Here is a 15,973-nt window from a genome sequence, read left to right on the forward strand (position 1 = left end):
TGCCAGGGGCCCGCTTTGCGCCAGAGTCCGGGGGGACCGTGCCAGACGTACCTGCTTTCCCGCATCCGCCACACGCCGACGTACGGGGGGTACCGAAGGAAAACGTCCACCTCGGACGCGATGCAACGGTCTTCGTCACCGGATGGCGACGCCTCGAAGATGGCGAGTTCTCGCTCACCGCCCAATGGCCCACTCCCGATGACGGACTGCGCTATGACCCCCGGGTACTCACACAGACCATCCGGCAGAGCGGCCTGGCCATAGCGCATGCAGCGTACGGCGTTCCGCTGTCGCATCAAACCCTGCTGCACTACTTCGACTTCACGGTCGCTCCGGGATTCCGGGTTCCCGCCGGCCGGCCTGCCGTCCTCGGTATCGGGATCTCCGTCTCGGAACCGAGAAAGAACAGACGCTCCGTCAGTTCCCTGTGTATGGAGGTACAACTCTTCCAGGACACCACCATGGTGGCGCGGGCCGAATCGGAGTTCGGCTGGATATCCCCTGCCGCCTATCGCCGACTTCGCGGCGAGAACCTCACGGCCGGATGGAACGAATGGCTCCTGCCCGCGCCGGTCGAACCCCGGACCGTAGGCCGGGCGAGCGGCACGGATGTGGTCCTGGCACCCGGCGAGCGGCCGAACCAGTGGCAACTGCGCAACGACACCGCGAACGTCCTCCTGTACGACCACCCGGTCGACCATGTGCCGGGGCTCGTCCTCATGGAAGCCGCGCACCAGGCCGCGCAGGCCGTGCTGCACCCGCTCCCCTTCGAACCCACCGCCGTCACCAGCGCTTTCGAGCGGTACGTCGAGTTCGACCGGCCCTGCTGGATCGGGGCGGAGGTCGTACCCGCCCCCGGCCCCGGGCGGTCCACCGTTCTGGTCACGGGGACGCAGGACGGGCAGACCGCGTTCCGGGGCCGGCTGAGCGGGCCGTGCGGCTGACAGCCCCCGGAGGCCGTCGGCTCACTGGTTGATGAAGCCGCCGTCCACCGGCAGGACCGTGCCCGTGAGGAACGGGCAGCGGTCGCTCAGCAGCCAGGCGGCCGCGTTCGCGATCTCCTCGGGCTCGGCCGTACGACCCTGTGGAGTACGGCTGTTGACCATCTCCTCCAGTCCCGGGTTACGCCCGAACCAGTCGGCGGTGATCTCGCTGCGCGTCGTACCGGGAGCCACGGCGTTGACCCGGATTCCCTGCTGGGCGTATTCGTCGGCCGCTGCCCGGGTGAGCCCGACGACCGCATGCTTGGCCGCTATGTACGGTGCGGCGGCGGGAATGGCCACCAGACCGCCCACACTGCTGTTGTTCACGATGGAGCAGCCCCCGCCGTTCGGCAGCATGGCCGCAATTTCGTAGCGCAGGCAGTTCCAGACGCCCCGCACATTCGTGTCCATGACCGCGTCGTAGACGTCATCGCTCATCAGATGCAACGGAGTCCGGTCACCACCGAGCCCCGCATTGTTGAATGCCGAATCGAGGCGCCCAAAGGTGTTCACCGTGAAGTCGACTGCTCTGGCAGCGTCCTCGGCCACCGTGACATCACAGACGACATGGGCCGCCTGACCGCCTTTGTCCCGCAATTCGGCGGCCAACGCGGCCAACCGGTCCTCTCTGCGCGCGGCCAGCACCACGGTCGCACCTTCCTGGGAGAAGACCCGTGCCGCGGCTGCGCCGATACCACTGCTCGCCCCGGTGATGAGGACGACTTTGCCGTTCAGAAGATCGCTCATGGCCGCAGTCTCGCAGGCCTGTCAGGGCCGGACCATGGCCGTGGCGATCCGCGGCAGCAGCAGATTCCAGAACTGGTCGACGGCCTGCCGGGGTGACCAGTCCGCGTCCGTGCTGCCCAGGGCCTGCGCTCCCACCACCACCGCGGTCACAGCGGACGCCAGGTCCTCGATGAGGACATCCGCCGCCAGGACGCCTTCGGCGCGGGCCTGGGTGAGCATGGAGCCGACCCAGTCGTGCCACACCCGCCACAGCGCGACGTCCTCCTGCCAGGCGGCGTCCCCGGCGAGGCCGAAGCCGGCGCGGAGCACGACGTCCTCGGCGAGCCGCCGGGCCAGGACGTGCGAGGTGTCGACCAGATTCCGCAAGGACGCGGGCCGTTCGCAGGGGCGCGGAGCGATGATGTCCTGGAGGATCCTGGCCGCCTCGGACTCGACGGCAGCGCCCAGCGCGCGCTTGCTGCCGAAGTGGAAATGCAGCGCACCGCTGCTGACTCCTGCTCCGACACTGATCTCCATGAGGGACGACGGAGCGAACCCACTCCGGTCGAAGGCCTCGGCGGCCGACCGGATCAGCTCCTGCCGCGTGCGTACCGCGCGGTCCTGCTTGGCCATCCTGACGCTCCGGTGAGTACGGGGTTCCGATGGTTGCGGAAGCGGCCGCCGATACGGTGCACTCAGAAAGCCACTCAGAGTGAGCACTCTAACAAACCGGATGTTCTGTTTTCTATGCCCTTTTCCGGAGGTGGCCGAAAGCCGCTTCCCGGCCGCCCCGTCCCCGCCGGTCCACCGCGATACCGTGCGGCATGCTCGCTATCCAGTTCGACCGCTTCGGCGGTCCCGAAGTCCTCCGGCCCACCCGACTGGCCACCCCCGTACCGGGCCCCGGCGAGGTGCTGATCACCGTCGAGGCCGCCGGGGTGAACTTCGCGGACACCCACCAGGTCGACGGCTCCTACCTGACGGCCGACGCCCTTCCGTACGTACCCGGCAGCGAGGTCGTCGGCCGCACTCCGGACGGCAGGCGGGTCCTGGCCCGGGTTTCGCACGGGTACGCGGAGCAGGTGGTCGCCAAGGAGTCCGCCGTGCTGGACATGCCCGAGGAGCTGGGCGCCGCCGAGGCACTGGCCCTGCTCGTGCAGGGACTCACGGCCTGGCATCTGCTGCGCACCTCGGCCCGGCTGCGTACCGGCGAGACCGTCGTCGTCCACTCCGCCGCGGGCGGGGTGGGCAGCCTCGCCGTGCAGCTGGCCAAGGAGTTCGGCGCGGGGCGGGTGCTCGCCCAGGTCTCCTCCCCGGCCAAGGAGCGGCTCGTGCTGGACCTCGGCGCGGACGCGGTGATCAGTTACCCCCTCCAGGAGAAGGCGGACGTCGTCCTGGACGCCGCCGGTGGCGAACTCTTCGACCAGGCACTGGCCTCGCTGGCGTCCTTCGGCCGTCTGGTGACCTACGGCAACGCGTCCCGCACCGGCTTCACCCCGGTGGACCCCGCCGAGCTCGGCCGGCTCAACGCCTCCGTGGTCGGCTTCTGGCTGCGCCCCACCCTGGCGGTGCCCGGCGCCGTCTCCGGGCCGGTCAAGGAACTCTTCGCCCTGGCTGCCGCGGGACGGCTCAGGCCCGTGGCCGGCGGCAGCTACCCGCTCGCCGAGGCCGGCCGCGCCCACGAGGACCTGCTGGCACGCCGGACGACCGGCAAGGTGATCCTGGTCCCCTGACGGGCCCCGGCACGTGGCCCGGGGCACTTGCGCGGGTGATTAGGGTGGCCGGATGCCGTCCTTGACCTCACTGACCCCGGGCCCGGCCTCCCCGGGGGCCTCGTCCCCGGCCGCGCCCCGGGCCGGCCGCGATCCGTACTTCGACAACGCGAAGTACCTGGCGATCGTCCTCGTGGCGATGGGGCACGCCTGGGAGCCGATGCCCGGGAGCGGCCGCCTGGTCGAGACGCTCTACACCTTCGTCTACACCTTCCACATGCCGGTCTTCATCATGATCGCCGGCTACTTCTCCCGCAGCTTCGACCTGCGTCCCGAGCGGGTGTGGAAGCTCGTCACCAGCCTGGTCGTGCCCTACGCGGTCTTCGAGATCGCCTACACACTGTTCGAGCGCCTCACGGGCACCCCGGACTTCCCGCTGAGCCCTCTCACGCCGTACTGGCTGCTGTGGTTCCTGCCCGCGCTGTTCCTGTGGCGTCTCACCACGCCGATCTGGCAGACGGTCCGGTGGCCCCTGGCGTTGTCCCTGGTCGTCGCGGCCATGGGGGCGGTGACCAGCAACATCGGCGGTGATCTGCAACTGCAGCGCGTCCTGCAGTTCCTGCCGTTCTACGTACTCGGCCTGCAGCTCCGGCCCGCGCACTTCGACCTGGTGCGCAGCCGTGCCGTACGGATCGCCTCCGTGCCGGTCTGTCTGGTCGCCCTGGCGGCGGCGTACTGGGCGGTCCCGCGCACGACGACCTCCTGGTTCTTCCGGCGTTACGGCGCCGAGCAGCTCGGCTCGCCCGCCTGGACGGGTGTGCCGGTGACCCTGCTCCTGTTCGGCTGCGCCGTGGTGCTCAGCGCCTGCTTCCTGGCCTGGGTGCCGAGCCGCCGGCTGTGGATGACGGCGCTCGGCGCGGGCACGCTGTACGGCTACCTGCTGCACGGCTTCGTCATCAAGGGCGCGATCCACCTCGACCTCTTCGAAGCCGACCTCGTCTCCACCCCGCCGGGCCGGATCGCGGTGTCACTCGCCGCGGCGGCCGTCGTCACGCTGCTGTGCAGTCCGCCCGTGCGGCGGGTCTTCCGGTACGTGGTGGAGCCCCGACTCGACTGGGCGAAGAAGCGGGGCCCGGATCCGGCGGCCTCCTGACGCACCGCACCCCCTGGGCCCGGACGGGCACAGGGGGTGCGGTTTCACCGGACGGCGGTTCAGACGTTGCCGGGTGTTCCGAGCATCGCGGACGCGTTCTCCAGCGGAGTGAGGGGCACCGCGGGGGCGGGCACCTCGGCCGGTCGGCAGGTGAAGCCCAGGCGCGACAGCGCCCTGGTCACCTCGGCGGCGGTGAAGTCGCGGCGGTCCTGCCGGGTGATCACTTCCCCGACCTGCTTGACGGGGTAGACGCGGCGGCTGATGACCACCGCGTCACCGGTGACGGGTTCGGGCTTGATGCCCTTCATCGAAGCCTCCACTTCGTTCTTGAACAGATCGAAGGGGAAGCGGGCGATGACACAGCGCATAGTGCCTCAACAGGGTCGAAGAGAAAGCCGGGAAGGGACTGCCGGTCCGGTCTAGGCGGCCCGGTCGGACCGACGCAGCGCGGCAGCCGCACGCGCCTCGGGGGTCGCGGTGTTGCCGTTGGAGCGGCGGCCCTGCGGGGGCCTGCTGCCGCGCCGACGCGAAGGCGAGCCGTTGCCCTTGCCCCGCTCCGTCAGCGGAGCGGAGATGGTAACTGGGACACCCGAGGGCGCCTGCGCCCCGGTGATCCGGCTGAGCTCGGCCTCGCCGGAGCGGACCTGGGCGACCTGCGGGACGATGCCCGCATCGGCCATCAGACGGGTCATCTCGCGGCGCTGGTTGGGCAGCACCAGCGTGACGACGCTGCCGGACTCCCCGGCACGGGCGGTACGGCCGCCGCGGTGCAGGTAGTCCTTGTGGTCGCTCGGCGGGTCGACGTTGACGACGAGGTCGAGGTTGTCGACGTGGATGCCGCGGGCCGCGACGTTCGTGGCGACCAGCACCGTGACGTGGCCGGTCTTGAACCGGTCCAGCGTGCGGGTGCGCTGCGGCTGCGACTTGCCGCCGTGCAGTGCGGCAGCCCGTACACCGCTGTTCAGCAGGTGGTCGGTGAGCTTGTCCACCGCGTGCTTCGTGTCGAGGAACATGATCACCCGGCCCTCGCGGGCGGCGATCTCGGTGGTCGTGGCGTACTTGTCGGAGCCCTGGACGTAGAGCACGTGGTGCTCCATCGTCGTCACCGCACCGGCCGCGGGGTCGACCGAGTGGACGACCGGGTCGTGCAGGTAGCGGCGGACCAGGAGGTCGACGTTGCGGTCGAGGGTGGCCGAGAACAGCATCCGCTGGCCCTCGGGGTTCACCTGGTCGAGCAGCTCCGTGACCTGGGGCATGAAGCCCATGTCGGCCATCTGGTCGGCCTCGTCGAGGACGGTGATGGCGACGCGGTCGAGCTTGCAGTCGCCGCGCTCGATGAGGTCCTTCAGCCGGCCCGGGGTGGCCACGACGACTTCGGCACCGCCACGCAGGGCGCTGGCCTGGCGGCCGATCGACATACCGCCGACGACCGTGGCCAGCCGGAGCTTGAGGGAGCGTGCGTACGGGGTCAGCGCGTCGGTGACCTGCTGGGCGAGCTCCCGGGTGGGAACGAGGACCAGGGCCAGCGGGCGCCGCGCGTCGGCGCGGTTGCCGGCGGTACGGGCCAGCAGGGCGAGGCCGAAGGCGAGCGTCTTGCCCGAACCGGTGCGGCCGCGGCCGAGGACGTCACGCCCTGCGAGTGAGTTCGGCAGAGTCGCCGCCTGGATGGGGAACGGCACCGTCATGCCCTCGGAGCCGAGCGCCGCCAGCAGGGGCGCGGGCATGTCCAGGTCGCCGAACGTCTCGGCGGCCGGGAGTGCCGGGGTGATGGTCACCGGAAGGGCGAATTCACCCGAGACGGAGGAGGACCGGCGGCCGTAGCCTCCGGAGCGTCCGCCGCCGGAGCGGCCCTGGGAGCCGGAGCCGCCCTGCCGGTTGGACGCCGCCGAGCGGAATCCGTTGGCCGTGCGGCCGCTCTGGGATCCGCCGGAGCGGGTGCGAGAAAATCGGTCGTTCGTGCGAGCTGTGCGATCGCGGTTCAATGGAGAACCCTTCCCTCGAATGGCACGTGTCGAGGGATTCTTTTTCCGGGCGGCTGCAGCCAAGTACGGCGCCAAGAATCGCAAGAACGAGCCGATGAAATAATGAAGAACGAAGCCCGTCCGCCGGTAATCAGCTGTATGCGGCGCTTCGGAATGACTGCAAAGGGACTGCTCCGGCACGACCCGTGTGCACCAGAAATTCACGTACTGGGCCTACCGCGGCGACGACACGCCGGGGTCACAGTGCCGGGAAACAACAACGAGCTGGGGCCCGCACCCCAAGGTGCGGGCCCCAGCTGCGCCATACGCCTGAGGTGATCAGGCGGGGGTGATGTTCTCCGCCTGCGGGCCCTTCTGGCCCTGCGTGACGTCGAAGTTCACCTTCTGGCCTTCCTGCAGCTCGCGGAAGCCCTGGGCGGCGATGTTCGAGTAGTGGGCGAAGACGTCAGCGCCGCCACCCTCCTGCTCGATGAAGCCGAAACCCTTTTCCGCGTTGAACCACTTCACGGTGCCAGTAGCCATGTCATATCTCCTTCGGGGCGTTGCCCGTGTCCCGCACTGTGCGAGCCACGTCGCCGCAAATGATTGCCCCGTCCGGAAGAAACCGGAAATACAAAAGTGCACCCACCCGAGTGAACCGGCGAGAGCACTTGAAGTTTTGGGAACCACAACTGCAACTGATCACAACAGTAGCACGATTTGGGCAGGTGCGGGCTGTACGCCATATCACTCAGGCACCACTCCACCGTGCACGGCATAAACCTTCACGGCTCATTGCGCGTATTTCTGTGCTGGCGAAAACAGATATGCACCCGCCCGCCGGTCAGGAATCGGCAGCGCTCCGGCCCACCGCGGGCCTCCGCAGTTCCTCGTTGAGGCGCAGGGCCTCCTCGAGCTGGTCCTCCAGGATGACGATGCGGCAGGCGGCGTCGATCGGGGTGCCTGCGTCCACCAGATCGCGGGCGCGGGCGGCGATACGCAGCTGGTAGCGGGAGTAGCGGCGATGACCGCCCTCCGAGCGCAGGGGCGTGATCAGGCGGGCCTCGCCGATGGCCCTGAGAAAACCCGGTGTCGCACCGATCATCTCCGCGGCCCGCCCCATCGTGTACGCGGGGTAGTCGTCGTCGTCGAGTCGATCGGTGCCGTGCGAGGCGGTTTCCGGGGGCATCTGACCTCTTCTACTGCGCGCCGACCCACTGATATGGCCCGACTGCACAAGAAACCCTAGGCGTACGGGTAGGTCATGTCTATCGCCACCGGAACAGATTTCCCCGCATCGTGGCGCCCCACGCGCACCGTGGCACCGCCCGGACCGCTCTCAGGGCGCTGCGAGGATTCCCCCGAATGCCCCAACGCGGCTGACCGGCCGGTCAGTTGTCCGGCGACCTACGAGCGGTCATACTGCAGGAGTAGCCCTTCACGCATCCCCCGTCGTGAAGGGCTACAGTCACGCCCTGCCACCGGCATCACGGGGCCGGCGGATCCCGCGGAGCCCCGGAGAGCACGGTATGAGCACCATCAGCAGGACCACGGCGGCGGCCCGCACGGTCACGGACGTCCTCCAGCCCCGCAATGTCCTGCTCGCCGGCATGCTCGCCATCGGACTCGCGTCCGCCGGCGACTGGACCGGGCTGCCCTGGGGCCTCCTCGGCGCGTCCTGTGCCGGGCTCGTCCCCGCCGGGTACGTGGAGTGGGAGCGCAGCCGCGGCACCTGGGGCGACCGCCATGTCGTGGACCGGACGCAGCGTGCGCCCATCTTCCTCGTGATCCTCGGATCCCTCGGCGCCGGTTCGCTGATCATGGTCCTCGGCGGTGCCCCGGCAGGCATCCTGATCGCGATGGTCTCCCTGTGGGTGATGACGATCGTGCTGCTGGCCGTCAACACGGTCTGGAAGATCTCGGTGGACTCGGCGGTCGCCTCGTCCGTGGTGGCCCTGCTCTGCGTGGTGCACTCGCTGTGGTGGCTGACCGCCTGTGTACCGGCGGCCGCCGTGTGCTGGTCGCGGGTGGCACTGCGCTACCACTCGGTGGCACAGACGGTTGCGGGGGCGTTCCTGGGTGCGGCGACCGCGGCGTTCTTCCTCCTCGCCTGAGCCAACGGGTCCCGTACCGGGTACGACTGATCCGTGCCGACATTCGAGATCACCACCGCGAGCGCCGACGACGTCGCCATGCTGGGGGACTGGGCCCATGACGAGGGCTGGAACCCCGGCCTCACCGACGACCGGGCCTTCTTCGCCGCCGACCCGTGCGGCTTCCTGATCGGCCGGCTCGACGGCGAGCCCGTCACGTCCGTCTCCGTCGTGCGCTACGGCGCGTGCTTCGGCTTTCTCGGCTTCTACCTGACCCGGCCGTCGCTGCGTGGCCGGGGGTACGGGACCCAGGTATGGCGCGCGGGACTGGCCCGGCTCTCCGGGCGCAGCGTCGGGCTCGACGGCGTACCCGCTCAGCAGGACAACTACCGCAGGTCCGGATTCCGCACCGCCTGGAGCAACGCGCGTTACGAAGGGGTGGTGCCCCCGGACGTCGCACCGCCGGCCGGTGTCACGCTCGTCGACGCCCGGACGCTCCCCTTCGGCCTGCTCTGCGCGTACGACCGGCGCTTCTTCCCCGAGGAGCGCGACAGTTTCCTGGCCCCCTGGATCACGGCACCCCGGCGCACCGCGCTCGCCGCGATCCGCGACGGTTCGCTCGTGGGCTTCGCCGTGCTGCGCGCCTGCCGGGCCGCCTCGCGCATCGGGCCGCTCCACGCCGACTCCCCCGAGGTGGCCGGCGCCCTCGTGAGCGCGCTGGCGGCAACCGCCCGGGACACCGCTGTCGCGATCGACGTCCCCGACATCAATCCGGCGGCCGTACGCCTGGCGGAACAGCTCGGCCTGACCCCGTCGTTCGGCACGGCCCGCATGTACGCCGGGCCGGTACCGGAAACAGACCGGGTGGGTCTGTACGGCATCACCAGCCTCGAGCTCGGCTGACCGGTCACACCGACCGGCCGGAACCCACCCGTATCCGCCCGCGCAACCGCTCCAGCACCCGGCCGCGCAGCGTCTCGTACTCCTCGCGGAGCCGTACGATCTCCGCCGGCCGGTCGATCACCGTGCCCCCGGTGACGACCTCGTGCGGTCCGAACTGCTCCCGGGTCAGGTCGATCTCGACGCCCAGGCCCAGCCTGTTCCACCAGTGGTGGTCGACCCGCTCTCCGCCGACCCGCACCTCGCCCCGGATCAGCTCGCCGCCGAGCAGGTCGTTGACCACGAGGGCGGTGACTCCGCACTGGTCCCGCGCCGGGTTGTCCGGGTCCCACCGGGGCCGGTGCCCGGGCGTGGTCGTGTCCGCGTCCCAACTGCTGCGGATGGCGGCTTCGATGTCGGCGAGGAGCAGAGGTTCCATGCCGCCGATCCTGGCACCCGCCGCTGACAAGCGGGCGCCTGCACCAGGGCTGCCGTCGTCCGACAGGCGTGGCCCGAGGGCCGTTCCGGCCCGGACCGCTCCCGGTCTCAGGCGCGCGGCACTCCCCGTACCGGCCGCCTGCCGGGTCCGGCGGGCAGGCTGTCCAGCGCCATGGTGCCGTCGGCCGCCGATGCGTCCACCGGCAGTTCCAGCGCGGCGTTGACCGCGTCGGGAAGCGGCCCGAGTCCCAGTACGCCCCTGACCAGGTCGGCCGTCAGACGGTGCCAGGACGGTGCGCGCCGGAGCATCGCGTGGTCGCTGTCCCGGATGGTGACCAGGCAGCTGCGGGCACCCGCACGGCGGGCCCTGGCCGTGAGGGACTGGGTGGCCTGAGGGCTCGTCACGCGGTCGCGGGTGCTGTGGAGCAGGACGACGTCACGCCCCGCGAGCTGGGTGACCGGATCCCCCGGCGGGCACCACGGGGCGAGGCCCACCACGGAGCGGACCAGCGGATGGCCGGCGGCGTGCAGTGCCGCACGCGCACCCATGGAGTGGCCCAGGAGGACCACGGGGATGTCGCCCGCCTCGTGCCGCAGGGCGTCCAGCTCCCGTACGACGTCGCGCATCGGGTCCTGGCGGGCGCCGTTCCAGCCGCGGTGGGTGTAGCGCACCCGGCGGACGCGTACACCGGCGGCGGGGCGGACGGCCCGGGCGACGGCGCGGGCGATCGGGAGCATCCGCAGGCCGGGCAGGTTCATGACGCCGGGCGGGGGCGGCGCCAGTCCCGTCTCGTACCCGCCGTGCAGGACGAGTACGGCTGCGGACGGCGGTCGTTCGGCCACGCGTACCTCCGGGTCGGGGTGCGGATCCCGTGCCCGCCCTCTCCTCCCATATTCGGTGCCGGGCGGCGCAAGGATGGGTCGAACGTGTCGATACGTAAGAAGTGCCGTTCACTGTACGAGGCACGGACCCACGCGCGTACCGGAACAGAGGAGCTGCCGTCATGGCATCAGGACCCCACATCGGCGAGACCGTCCAGGACTTCACGCTTCCCGGCGGAATACTGGCCGAGGACACCTTCGAACGGCACGACTACACGCTCTCCGCCGCACGCGGCCGAGCCGTCGTCCTCGCCTTCTACCCCGGTGACAACACGGCCGTCTGCACCAAGCAGCTCTGCTCCTACTCCTCCGGCCTGGAGACCTTCGAGGGCCTCGACGCCGAGGTCTGGGGAATCAGTCCCCAGGGTGTGGACAGCCATGAGTCCTTCGCCCGCACCCACCAGTTGCGCATGCCGCTCCTGGCCGACACGGGACGGGACATCGCCCGGGCGTACGGGGTCGCGGCGCCCGGCATCGGAGTGCGGCGTTCCGTCTTCCTGATCGGGCCCGACGGTGTGCTGCGCTGGAAGCACGTCGCCCTGCTCGGCGCCACGTTCCAGTCGCTGGACACGCTCGCGGGGCACCTTTCCGGCATCGGAACCGCGTAAAGACTGCCGGACTCCGGCAGTATCCCTGGCCGGTGGTGTATGGGATCATTCAGCCAGTTCGACGGAAACATTTCGGGGGAAATCGAAGGCCGGGGGAGTGATCACGTGACCATATTTCTCGGTCTCGGCATTGCGGGGATCGCTCTTCTCACGCTCTCCCTGATCTTCGACGGAATCCTCGAAGGGCTGCTCGGCGACGCGCTGGGCGGGCTGCTGAACGGCTTCTTCGACGGCCTGCTCTCCCTGCCCGTCATCGCCGGATTCATCTCCATGCTCGGCTTCGGCGGCGCGATCGTCCTCGGCACCACCGGAGCGGGCACCCCGGTGGCCCTCGCCGCCGGAGCCGCGGCGGGGCTCGTGGCAGCCTGGCTGACCTGGAGCCTGAGCAAGGCCCTGATGCGGGACCAGACCACGGCCACGCCCCGCGGCGAGGACCTCGTGGGCACCTCCGGATCCGTCGTCACCCCCATCCCGGCCGACGGCTACGGCGAGGTCCTGCTGCGACTCGCGGGCCAGACCGTGAAGTTCTCCGCGAAGAGCGAGGTACCGGTCGAACGAGGCGCCGAGATCTGGGTGGAGGCCACCCTCTCGACCACCTCGGTCACGGTCCGCCCCGTCGAGCGCTGACCAGCGCCGGGCCACACGTCCGTCCACCACCTGAACGAGCTGCCACCCCGTGGGGGGCAGGGGGGATCCTTGTCATGAGTCCAGTAGTGATCGCCGTCATCGGCATAGTCGTTCTCGTCGTACTCCTCGGCCTCGCGGTCATCACCCGCTACAAGGTCGCAGGACCCAGCCAGGCCTTCATCATCACGGGCCGACGCGGCAAGAAGTCGACCGACCCGGTGACCGGCCGTACCAGCATCGACAACAGCGGCCAGAAGGTCGTCGTCGGCGGCGGCGTCTTCGTCGTGCCCTTCGTCCAGCAGAAGTTCACCCTGGACCTCTCCAGCCGGCACATCCCCGTCGCCGTACGCGGAGCGGTCACCCTGCGCGGCGTGAAGTCCAACCTCGAAGGCGTCGCGATCGTCAAGGTCGGCGGCAGCGAGGACGCGATCCGCGCCGCCGCCCAGCGCTTCCTCCAGCAGCAGAACGGCATCGTCGGCTTCACCCAGGAAGTGCTCTCCGGCGCCCTCCGCGCGATCGTCGGCCGGATGTCGGTCGAGGACATCATCCGCGACCGGGCCGCGTTCGCCGGCCAGGTCGCCGAGGAGGCCGAAGCCAGCCTCTCCGGCCAGGGCCTGATCCTGGACGCCTTCCAGATCCAGGACATCACCACCGAGGGCTCCTACCTGGAGGACCTCGGACGCCCCGAAGCCGCCCGCGCCAAGCAGGAGGCCGACATCGCCGAGGCCATCGCCCGGCGCGCCTCGGAGCAGGCCCGGCTGAAGGCGGCCGAGGAGATCGCCATCGCCGAGCGGACGTTCTACCTCAAGCAGGCCGAGATCAAGGCCGAGACGGCAGCCGCCACCGCCAAGGCCGACGCCGCGGGCCCGCTCGCCGAGGCCGCCCGCCAGCAGGAGGTCCTCGCCGAGCAGGAGAAGGTCGCCCAGCGCCAGGCTGCCCTGACCGACCGCGAGCTCGACACCAAGGTCCGCAAGCCCGCCGACGCCGCCCGCTACCAGGCGGAGCAGGAGGCCGAGGCCCGCCGCATCGCCCAGGTCAAGGAGGCCGAAGCCGACGCGGAGCGCTCCCGCCTGACCGGTCAGGGCGAGAAGCTCCACCGCTCGGCCCTCGCCGACGCCGTACGCATCGAGGGCGAGGCCGAGGCCGCCGCCATCGCCGCCAAGGGCTCCGCCGAGGCCGAGGCCATGCAGAAGAAGGCCGACGCCTTCGCCCTGTACGGCGACGCGGCGGTGCTCCAGATGCTGGTCGAGGTGCTCCCGCAGGTCGTCGCCAAGGCGGCCGAGCCTCTCAGCGCCATCGACAAGCTGACGGTCATCTCGACGGACGGTGCGAGCCAGCTGTCCCGCACCGTCACGGACAACGTGGCCCAGGGCATGGAACTGCTGAGTTCGACCACGGGCGTCGACCTGGCCGCGCTGTTGCAGAACCTGAAGGGCAAGGTGGGCGGTGCGGAGTCCGTACCGCCGGCCGCCCCCCAGCACGCGAACAACAAGATCGAGGTCACGGACTGACGCAGGTGCACTCCACCGGGCCCGGCGGCGACCCTTCACCGCCGGGCCCCGTCGGTCGGCGGGGAGCGCGGCTCAGTCCACGGCGATCCCGCGTGCCGCGAGGATCTCCGGTGCGCCGGGGACCCGCAGGTCGGCTATGCAGGTGATGCGCTCGAGATTCGGCAGCAGGGCCAGGTCGTCGAGCGACTGGACGTCGAACAGGTCGTCCTCGCCGTCCCAGACCGGGGAGCACTGGTAGTACACCTCGTGACCGCCGTCGACGAGCAGCGTGTCCACGCTCGCCAGCAGCTCCTCGCTGATCTCCAGTTCCTCGAAGAAGGCGCGGGACTCGTCGAGCACCGTGAACGCCAGGTCGTTGTCGAACACATGGGTCTGCACGTCCTCGACGCCTCTGGCGCGCATCCGCTCGCCGATGCTGTACGCCGGTACGAGTGTTCTGTCCCCGTACATGAGCTTCTCGATGACCAGCAGCTTGAAGTTGAAGTCCTTGAAGTGAGCCATGTCCGGAGAACTATCACGCCGATCCGACAGCGCTCCAGCTGCCGACACATGGCCGGATTTCGTCGCCGGATAAGGTAATGGAACGCTAAAGGAATCACCAAGACGCGCCGTCGTAGCGCCGCGCTCCTCGGGAGGAAGCCATGGGAACCCACCGAACATCGCTGCCAGGAGTCGGCGTCCAGTACGACTACACCACCGAGTCGGGACAGCACATCTCCGTGGTCGTGCACCACGACGGGCGGCGCTTCCTCGGGTTCTACGACAAGGACGACCCGGATTCGTGCCTGCTCTCCGTGCCCCTGACCACCGCCGAGGCCACCGGGCTCGCGCATCTGATCGACGCCGCGCCGATCGACGCGGTGCGGACCGAGGGCATAGATCTCGTCACCGAGCACATTCCGCTCGGGACGCGCTCCCCGTACGGCGGGCGGGTGCTCGGCGAGACCAGGGCGCGGACCCGGACGGGCGCGTCGATCGTGGCCGTCCTGCGCACCCACAGTGCGCATCCGTCGCCCGGTCCGGACTTCCGGCTGGCCATCGGGGACACGCTCGTCGTCGTAGGCACCCGTGAGGGCGTCGACACGCTCTCCGAGATCATTGCGGAGGGCTGACCGTGCACGACACGACCGCACTGCTGATAGAGCTCGGCTCCGTCATTCTCGGGCTCGGCATCATCGGCCGCTTCGCCGGACGGATAGGCCTCTCGCCGATCCCGCTCTATCTGCTGGCCGGGCTGGCTTTCGGGGAAGGCGGACTGCTGCCGCTCGGCGCCAGTGAGGAGTTCACCGCCATCGGGGCGGAGATAGGCGTCATCCTGCTGCTGCTCCTGCTCGGGCTCGAGTACAGCGCGTCCGAACTCGTCACCAGCCTCAAGACGCAGTACCCGTCCGGGGCCGTCGACTTCGTGCTCAACGCGACGCCCGGGGCGATCGCCGGTCTGATGCTCGGGTGGGGGCCCGTGGGGGCCGTCGCGCTGGCCGGGGTCACCTGGATCTCCTCGTCCGGCGTGATCGCCAAGGTGATGACCGACATGGGGCGCCTGGGTAACCGCGAGACGCCCGTCATCCTCGGTGTCCTCGTCATCGAGGACCTCGCCATGGCCGTCTATCTGCCGTTGCTCACGGCGATGCTGGCCGGGGTCGGACTGGCCGGTGGCAGCATCGCCCTGCTGATCGCACTCGGGACCGTCGGGTTCGTGCTGTACCTGGCGCTGCGGCACGGGCGGCTCATCAGCCGTGCGGTGTCCTCCGACAACCCGGAGATGCTGCTGCTCGTCGTCCTCGGGCTCACGGTCCTGGTGGCCGGTGTGGCACAGCAGTTGCAGGTGTCCGCGGCCGTCGGCGCGTTCCTCGTGGGTATCGCCCTGTCGGGCGAGGTCGCCGAGGGTGCGCGCAAGCTGCTGACGCCGCTGCGCGACCTGTTCGCCGCCGTCTTCTTCGTGTTCTTCGGTCTGTCCACCGATCCGGCGGAGATCCCTCCCGTGCTGCTTCCGGCGGCCCTGCTGGCGATCGTCACCGTCTTCACCAAGATCGGCACCGGCTGGTACGCGTCGCGGCGGGCCGGCATCGGTCCGCGAGGGCGTTGGCGCGCGGGGGGCACGCTGGTCGCGCGCGGCGAGTTCTCGATCGTCATCGCCGGTCTGGCCGTGGCGACGGAACCGCGGATCGGGCCCATCGCCACCGCGTACGTGCTGATCCTGGTGATCGTCGGACCGCTCACCGCCCGCTGGACCGAACCGGTCGCCTCCATGCTCCAGGGGAAGCTGGCCGGCAGGGGGAGGAAGCCGGTACCGGCCGTGGCGAGCGGCGGGCCCATGCCCTCGCACGACGACCTCACGCCGGAGCACGCGGGGCGCGACGCCGATTGAGGCGGGACCCCGGGGGTGCCCGGGGTCCCGGT

At 70.2% G+C, this 15,973-nt stretch carries 19 protein-coding genes; 10 read left to right on the top strand and 9 right to left on the bottom strand.

Annotated features, from left to right (window positions below):
• Positions 1 to 38: 38 nt before the first annotated feature.
• Entirely contained in the window at positions 39 to 944 is a 906-nt protein-coding gene (locus ABZS61_RS06610) for a ScbA/BarX family gamma-butyrolactone biosynthesis protein (RefSeq protein ID WP_356416971.1), read from the top strand.
• A gap of 21 nt (positions 945 to 965) precedes the next feature.
• On the opposite strand, the gene ABZS61_RS06615 is transcribed toward ABZS61_RS06610, so the two are convergent.
• Together ABZS61_RS06615 and ABZS61_RS06620 are read right to left on the bottom strand one after the other, a co-directional pair.
• On the bottom strand, positions 966 to 1,730 hold the full coding sequence (locus ABZS61_RS06615; RefSeq protein WP_356416973.1) for a glucose 1-dehydrogenase: 765 nt from the start codon (positions 1,728 to 1,730) through the stop codon (positions 966 to 968).
• Positions 1,731 to 1,751: 21 nt separating this feature from the next.
• Positions 1,752 to 2,342, bottom strand: a complete 591-nt coding sequence (locus ABZS61_RS06620) for a ScbR family autoregulator-binding transcription factor (RefSeq protein ID WP_356416975.1) — start codon at positions 2,340 to 2,342, stop codon at positions 1,752 to 1,754.
• 191 nt (positions 2,343 to 2,533) lie between these two features.
• Here ABZS61_RS06620 and ABZS61_RS06625 point away from each other — a divergent pair, with 191 nt between their 5' ends.
• Both ABZS61_RS06625 and ABZS61_RS06630 read left to right on the top strand, forming a co-directional pair.
• Positions 2,534 to 3,442, top strand: a complete 909-nt coding sequence (locus ABZS61_RS06625; RefSeq protein ID WP_356416977.1) for a zinc-binding dehydrogenase — start codon at positions 2,534 to 2,536, stop codon at positions 3,440 to 3,442.
• Between the two features lie 52 nt (positions 3,443 to 3,494).
• The gene (locus ABZS61_RS06630) at positions 3,495 to 4,574 is read left to right on the top strand and encodes an acyltransferase family protein (RefSeq protein WP_356416979.1); all 1,080 of its coding nucleotides are present in this window, start codon (positions 3,495 to 3,497) and stop codon (positions 4,572 to 4,574) included.
• A gap of 59 nt (positions 4,575 to 4,633) precedes the next feature.
• Here ABZS61_RS06630 and ABZS61_RS06635 read toward each other — a convergent pair whose 3' ends face one another.
• The 4 genes from ABZS61_RS06635 to ABZS61_RS06650 form a co-directional block, all read right to left on the bottom strand.
• On the bottom strand, positions 4,634 to 4,942 hold the full coding sequence (locus ABZS61_RS06635) for an SCO5918 family protein (protein WP_356416981.1): 309 nt from the start codon (positions 4,940 to 4,942) through the stop codon (positions 4,634 to 4,636).
• 51 nt (positions 4,943 to 4,993) lie between these two features.
• A complete protein-coding gene (locus ABZS61_RS06640; RefSeq protein WP_356416983.1) occupies positions 4,994 to 6,556 on the bottom strand; it encodes a DEAD/DEAH box helicase in 1,563 nt (520 codons plus the stop codon).
• A gap of 318 nt (positions 6,557 to 6,874) precedes the next feature.
• Positions 6,875 to 7,078, bottom strand: coding sequence for a cold-shock protein (locus tag ABZS61_RS06645; RefSeq protein ID WP_031090619.1), 204 nt, complete (start codon positions 7,076 to 7,078; stop codon positions 6,875 to 6,877).
• Positions 7,079 to 7,379: 301 nt separating this feature from the next.
• Positions 7,380 to 7,724, bottom strand: coding sequence for a MerR family transcriptional regulator (locus ABZS61_RS06650; protein WP_356416985.1), 345 nt, complete (start codon positions 7,722 to 7,724; stop codon positions 7,380 to 7,382).
• Between the two features lie 340 nt (positions 7,725 to 8,064).
• Here ABZS61_RS06650 and ABZS61_RS06655 point away from each other — a divergent pair, with 340 nt between their 5' ends.
• Complete coding sequence (locus tag ABZS61_RS06655) at positions 8,065 to 8,649, top strand: hypothetical protein (RefSeq protein ID WP_356416987.1); 585 nt, start codon at positions 8,065 to 8,067, stop codon at positions 8,647 to 8,649.
• Positions 8,650 to 8,682: 33 nt separating this feature from the next.
• The gene (locus ABZS61_RS06660; RefSeq protein WP_356416989.1) at positions 8,683 to 9,531 is read left to right on the top strand and encodes a GNAT family N-acetyltransferase; all 849 of its coding nucleotides are present in this window, start codon (positions 8,683 to 8,685) and stop codon (positions 9,529 to 9,531) included.
• Between the two features lie 4 nt (positions 9,532 to 9,535).
• On the opposite strand, the gene ABZS61_RS06665 is transcribed toward ABZS61_RS06660, so the two are convergent.
• Both ABZS61_RS06665 and ABZS61_RS06670 read right to left on the bottom strand, forming a co-directional pair.
• A complete protein-coding gene (locus ABZS61_RS06665) occupies positions 9,536 to 9,946 on the bottom strand; it encodes a hypothetical protein (protein WP_356416991.1) in 411 nt (136 codons plus the stop codon).
• 107 nt (positions 9,947 to 10,053) lie between these two features.
• Positions 10,054 to 10,788 (bottom strand): alpha/beta hydrolase, encoded by a 735-nt coding sequence (locus ABZS61_RS06670; protein ID WP_356416993.1) that lies wholly within the window; start codon positions 10,786 to 10,788, stop codon positions 10,054 to 10,056.
• 161 nt (positions 10,789 to 10,949) lie between these two features.
• On the opposite strand from ABZS61_RS06670, the gene ABZS61_RS06675 reads away from it, so the two are divergent.
• From ABZS61_RS06675 to ABZS61_RS06685, 3 genes are all read left to right on the top strand, one after another.
• The gene (locus tag ABZS61_RS06675; RefSeq protein ID WP_356416996.1) at positions 10,950 to 11,435 is read left to right on the top strand and encodes a peroxiredoxin; all 486 of its coding nucleotides are present in this window, start codon (positions 10,950 to 10,952) and stop codon (positions 11,433 to 11,435) included.
• 105 nt (positions 11,436 to 11,540) lie between these two features.
• Positions 11,541 to 12,062 (top strand): hypothetical protein, encoded by a 522-nt coding sequence (locus ABZS61_RS06680; RefSeq protein WP_356416998.1) that lies wholly within the window; start codon positions 11,541 to 11,543, stop codon positions 12,060 to 12,062.
• Positions 12,063 to 12,136: 74 nt separating this feature from the next.
• Positions 12,137 to 13,573, top strand: a complete 1,437-nt coding sequence (locus tag ABZS61_RS06685; RefSeq protein ID WP_356417000.1) for an SPFH domain-containing protein — start codon at positions 12,137 to 12,139, stop codon at positions 13,571 to 13,573.
• Positions 13,574 to 13,645: 72 nt separating this feature from the next.
• Here ABZS61_RS06685 and ABZS61_RS06690 read toward each other — a convergent pair whose 3' ends face one another.
• Complete coding sequence (locus ABZS61_RS06690; RefSeq protein ID WP_356417002.1) at positions 13,646 to 14,074, bottom strand: hypothetical protein; 429 nt, start codon at positions 14,072 to 14,074, stop codon at positions 13,646 to 13,648.
• A 140-nt stretch (positions 14,075 to 14,214) separates the two neighbouring features.
• On the opposite strand from ABZS61_RS06690, the gene ABZS61_RS06695 reads away from it, so the two are divergent.
• Together ABZS61_RS06695 and ABZS61_RS06700 are read left to right on the top strand one after the other, a co-directional pair.
• Complete coding sequence (locus ABZS61_RS06695) at positions 14,215 to 14,685, top strand: TrkA C-terminal domain-containing protein (RefSeq protein ID WP_329209299.1); 471 nt, start codon at positions 14,215 to 14,217, stop codon at positions 14,683 to 14,685.
• Positions 14,686 to 14,687: 2 nt separating this feature from the next.
• Positions 14,688 to 15,941, top strand: coding sequence for a cation:proton antiporter (locus tag ABZS61_RS06700; RefSeq protein ID WP_356417004.1), 1,254 nt, complete (start codon positions 14,688 to 14,690; stop codon positions 15,939 to 15,941).
• The last annotated feature ends 32 nt before the right edge of the window (positions 15,942 to 15,973 follow it).

Source organism: Streptomyces sp. NPDC005566, assembly GCF_040605575.1.
Classification (GTDB): domain Bacteria; phylum Actinomycetota; class Actinomycetes; order Streptomycetales; family Streptomycetaceae; genus Streptomyces.

Coding starts and splice junctions, on each gene's coding strand:
- ABZS61_RS06615 (WP_356416973.1), bottom strand. CDS start 1,730: ATGAGCGATCTTCTGAACGGCAAAGTCGTCCTCATCACCGGGGCGAGC.
- ABZS61_RS06620 (WP_356416975.1), bottom strand. CDS start 2,342: ATGGCCAAGCAGGACCGCGCGGTACGCACGCGGCAGGAGCTGATCCGG.
- ABZS61_RS06625 (WP_356416977.1), top strand. CDS start 2,534: ATGCTCGCTATCCAGTTCGACCGCTTCGGCGGTCCCGAAGTCCTCCGG.
- ABZS61_RS06630 (WP_356416979.1), top strand. CDS start 3,495: ATGCCGTCCTTGACCTCACTGACCCCGGGCCCGGCCTCCCCGGGGGCC.
- ABZS61_RS06635 (WP_356416981.1), bottom strand. CDS start 4,942: ATGCGCTGTGTCATCGCCCGCTTCCCCTTCGATCTGTTCAAGAACGAA.
- ABZS61_RS06645 (WP_031090619.1), bottom strand. CDS start 7,078: ATGGCTACTGGCACCGTGAAGTGGTTCAACGCGGAAAAGGGTTTCGGC.
- ABZS61_RS06650 (WP_356416985.1), bottom strand. CDS start 7,724: ATGCCCCCGGAAACCGCCTCGCACGGCACCGATCGACTCGACGACGAC.
- ABZS61_RS06655 (WP_356416987.1), top strand. CDS start 8,065: ATGAGCACCATCAGCAGGACCACGGCGGCGGCCCGCACGGTCACGGAC.
- ABZS61_RS06665 (WP_356416991.1), bottom strand. CDS start 9,946: ATGGAACCTCTGCTCCTCGCCGACATCGAAGCCGCCATCCGCAGCAGT.
- ABZS61_RS06675 (WP_356416996.1), top strand. CDS start 10,950: ATGGCATCAGGACCCCACATCGGCGAGACCGTCCAGGACTTCACGCTT.
- ABZS61_RS06685 (WP_356417000.1), top strand. CDS start 12,137: ATGAGTCCAGTAGTGATCGCCGTCATCGGCATAGTCGTTCTCGTCGTA.
- ABZS61_RS06690 (WP_356417002.1), bottom strand. CDS start 14,074: ATGGCTCACTTCAAGGACTTCAACTTCAAGCTGCTGGTCATCGAGAAG.
- ABZS61_RS06695 (WP_329209299.1), top strand. CDS start 14,215: ATGGGAACCCACCGAACATCGCTGCCAGGAGTCGGCGTCCAGTACGAC.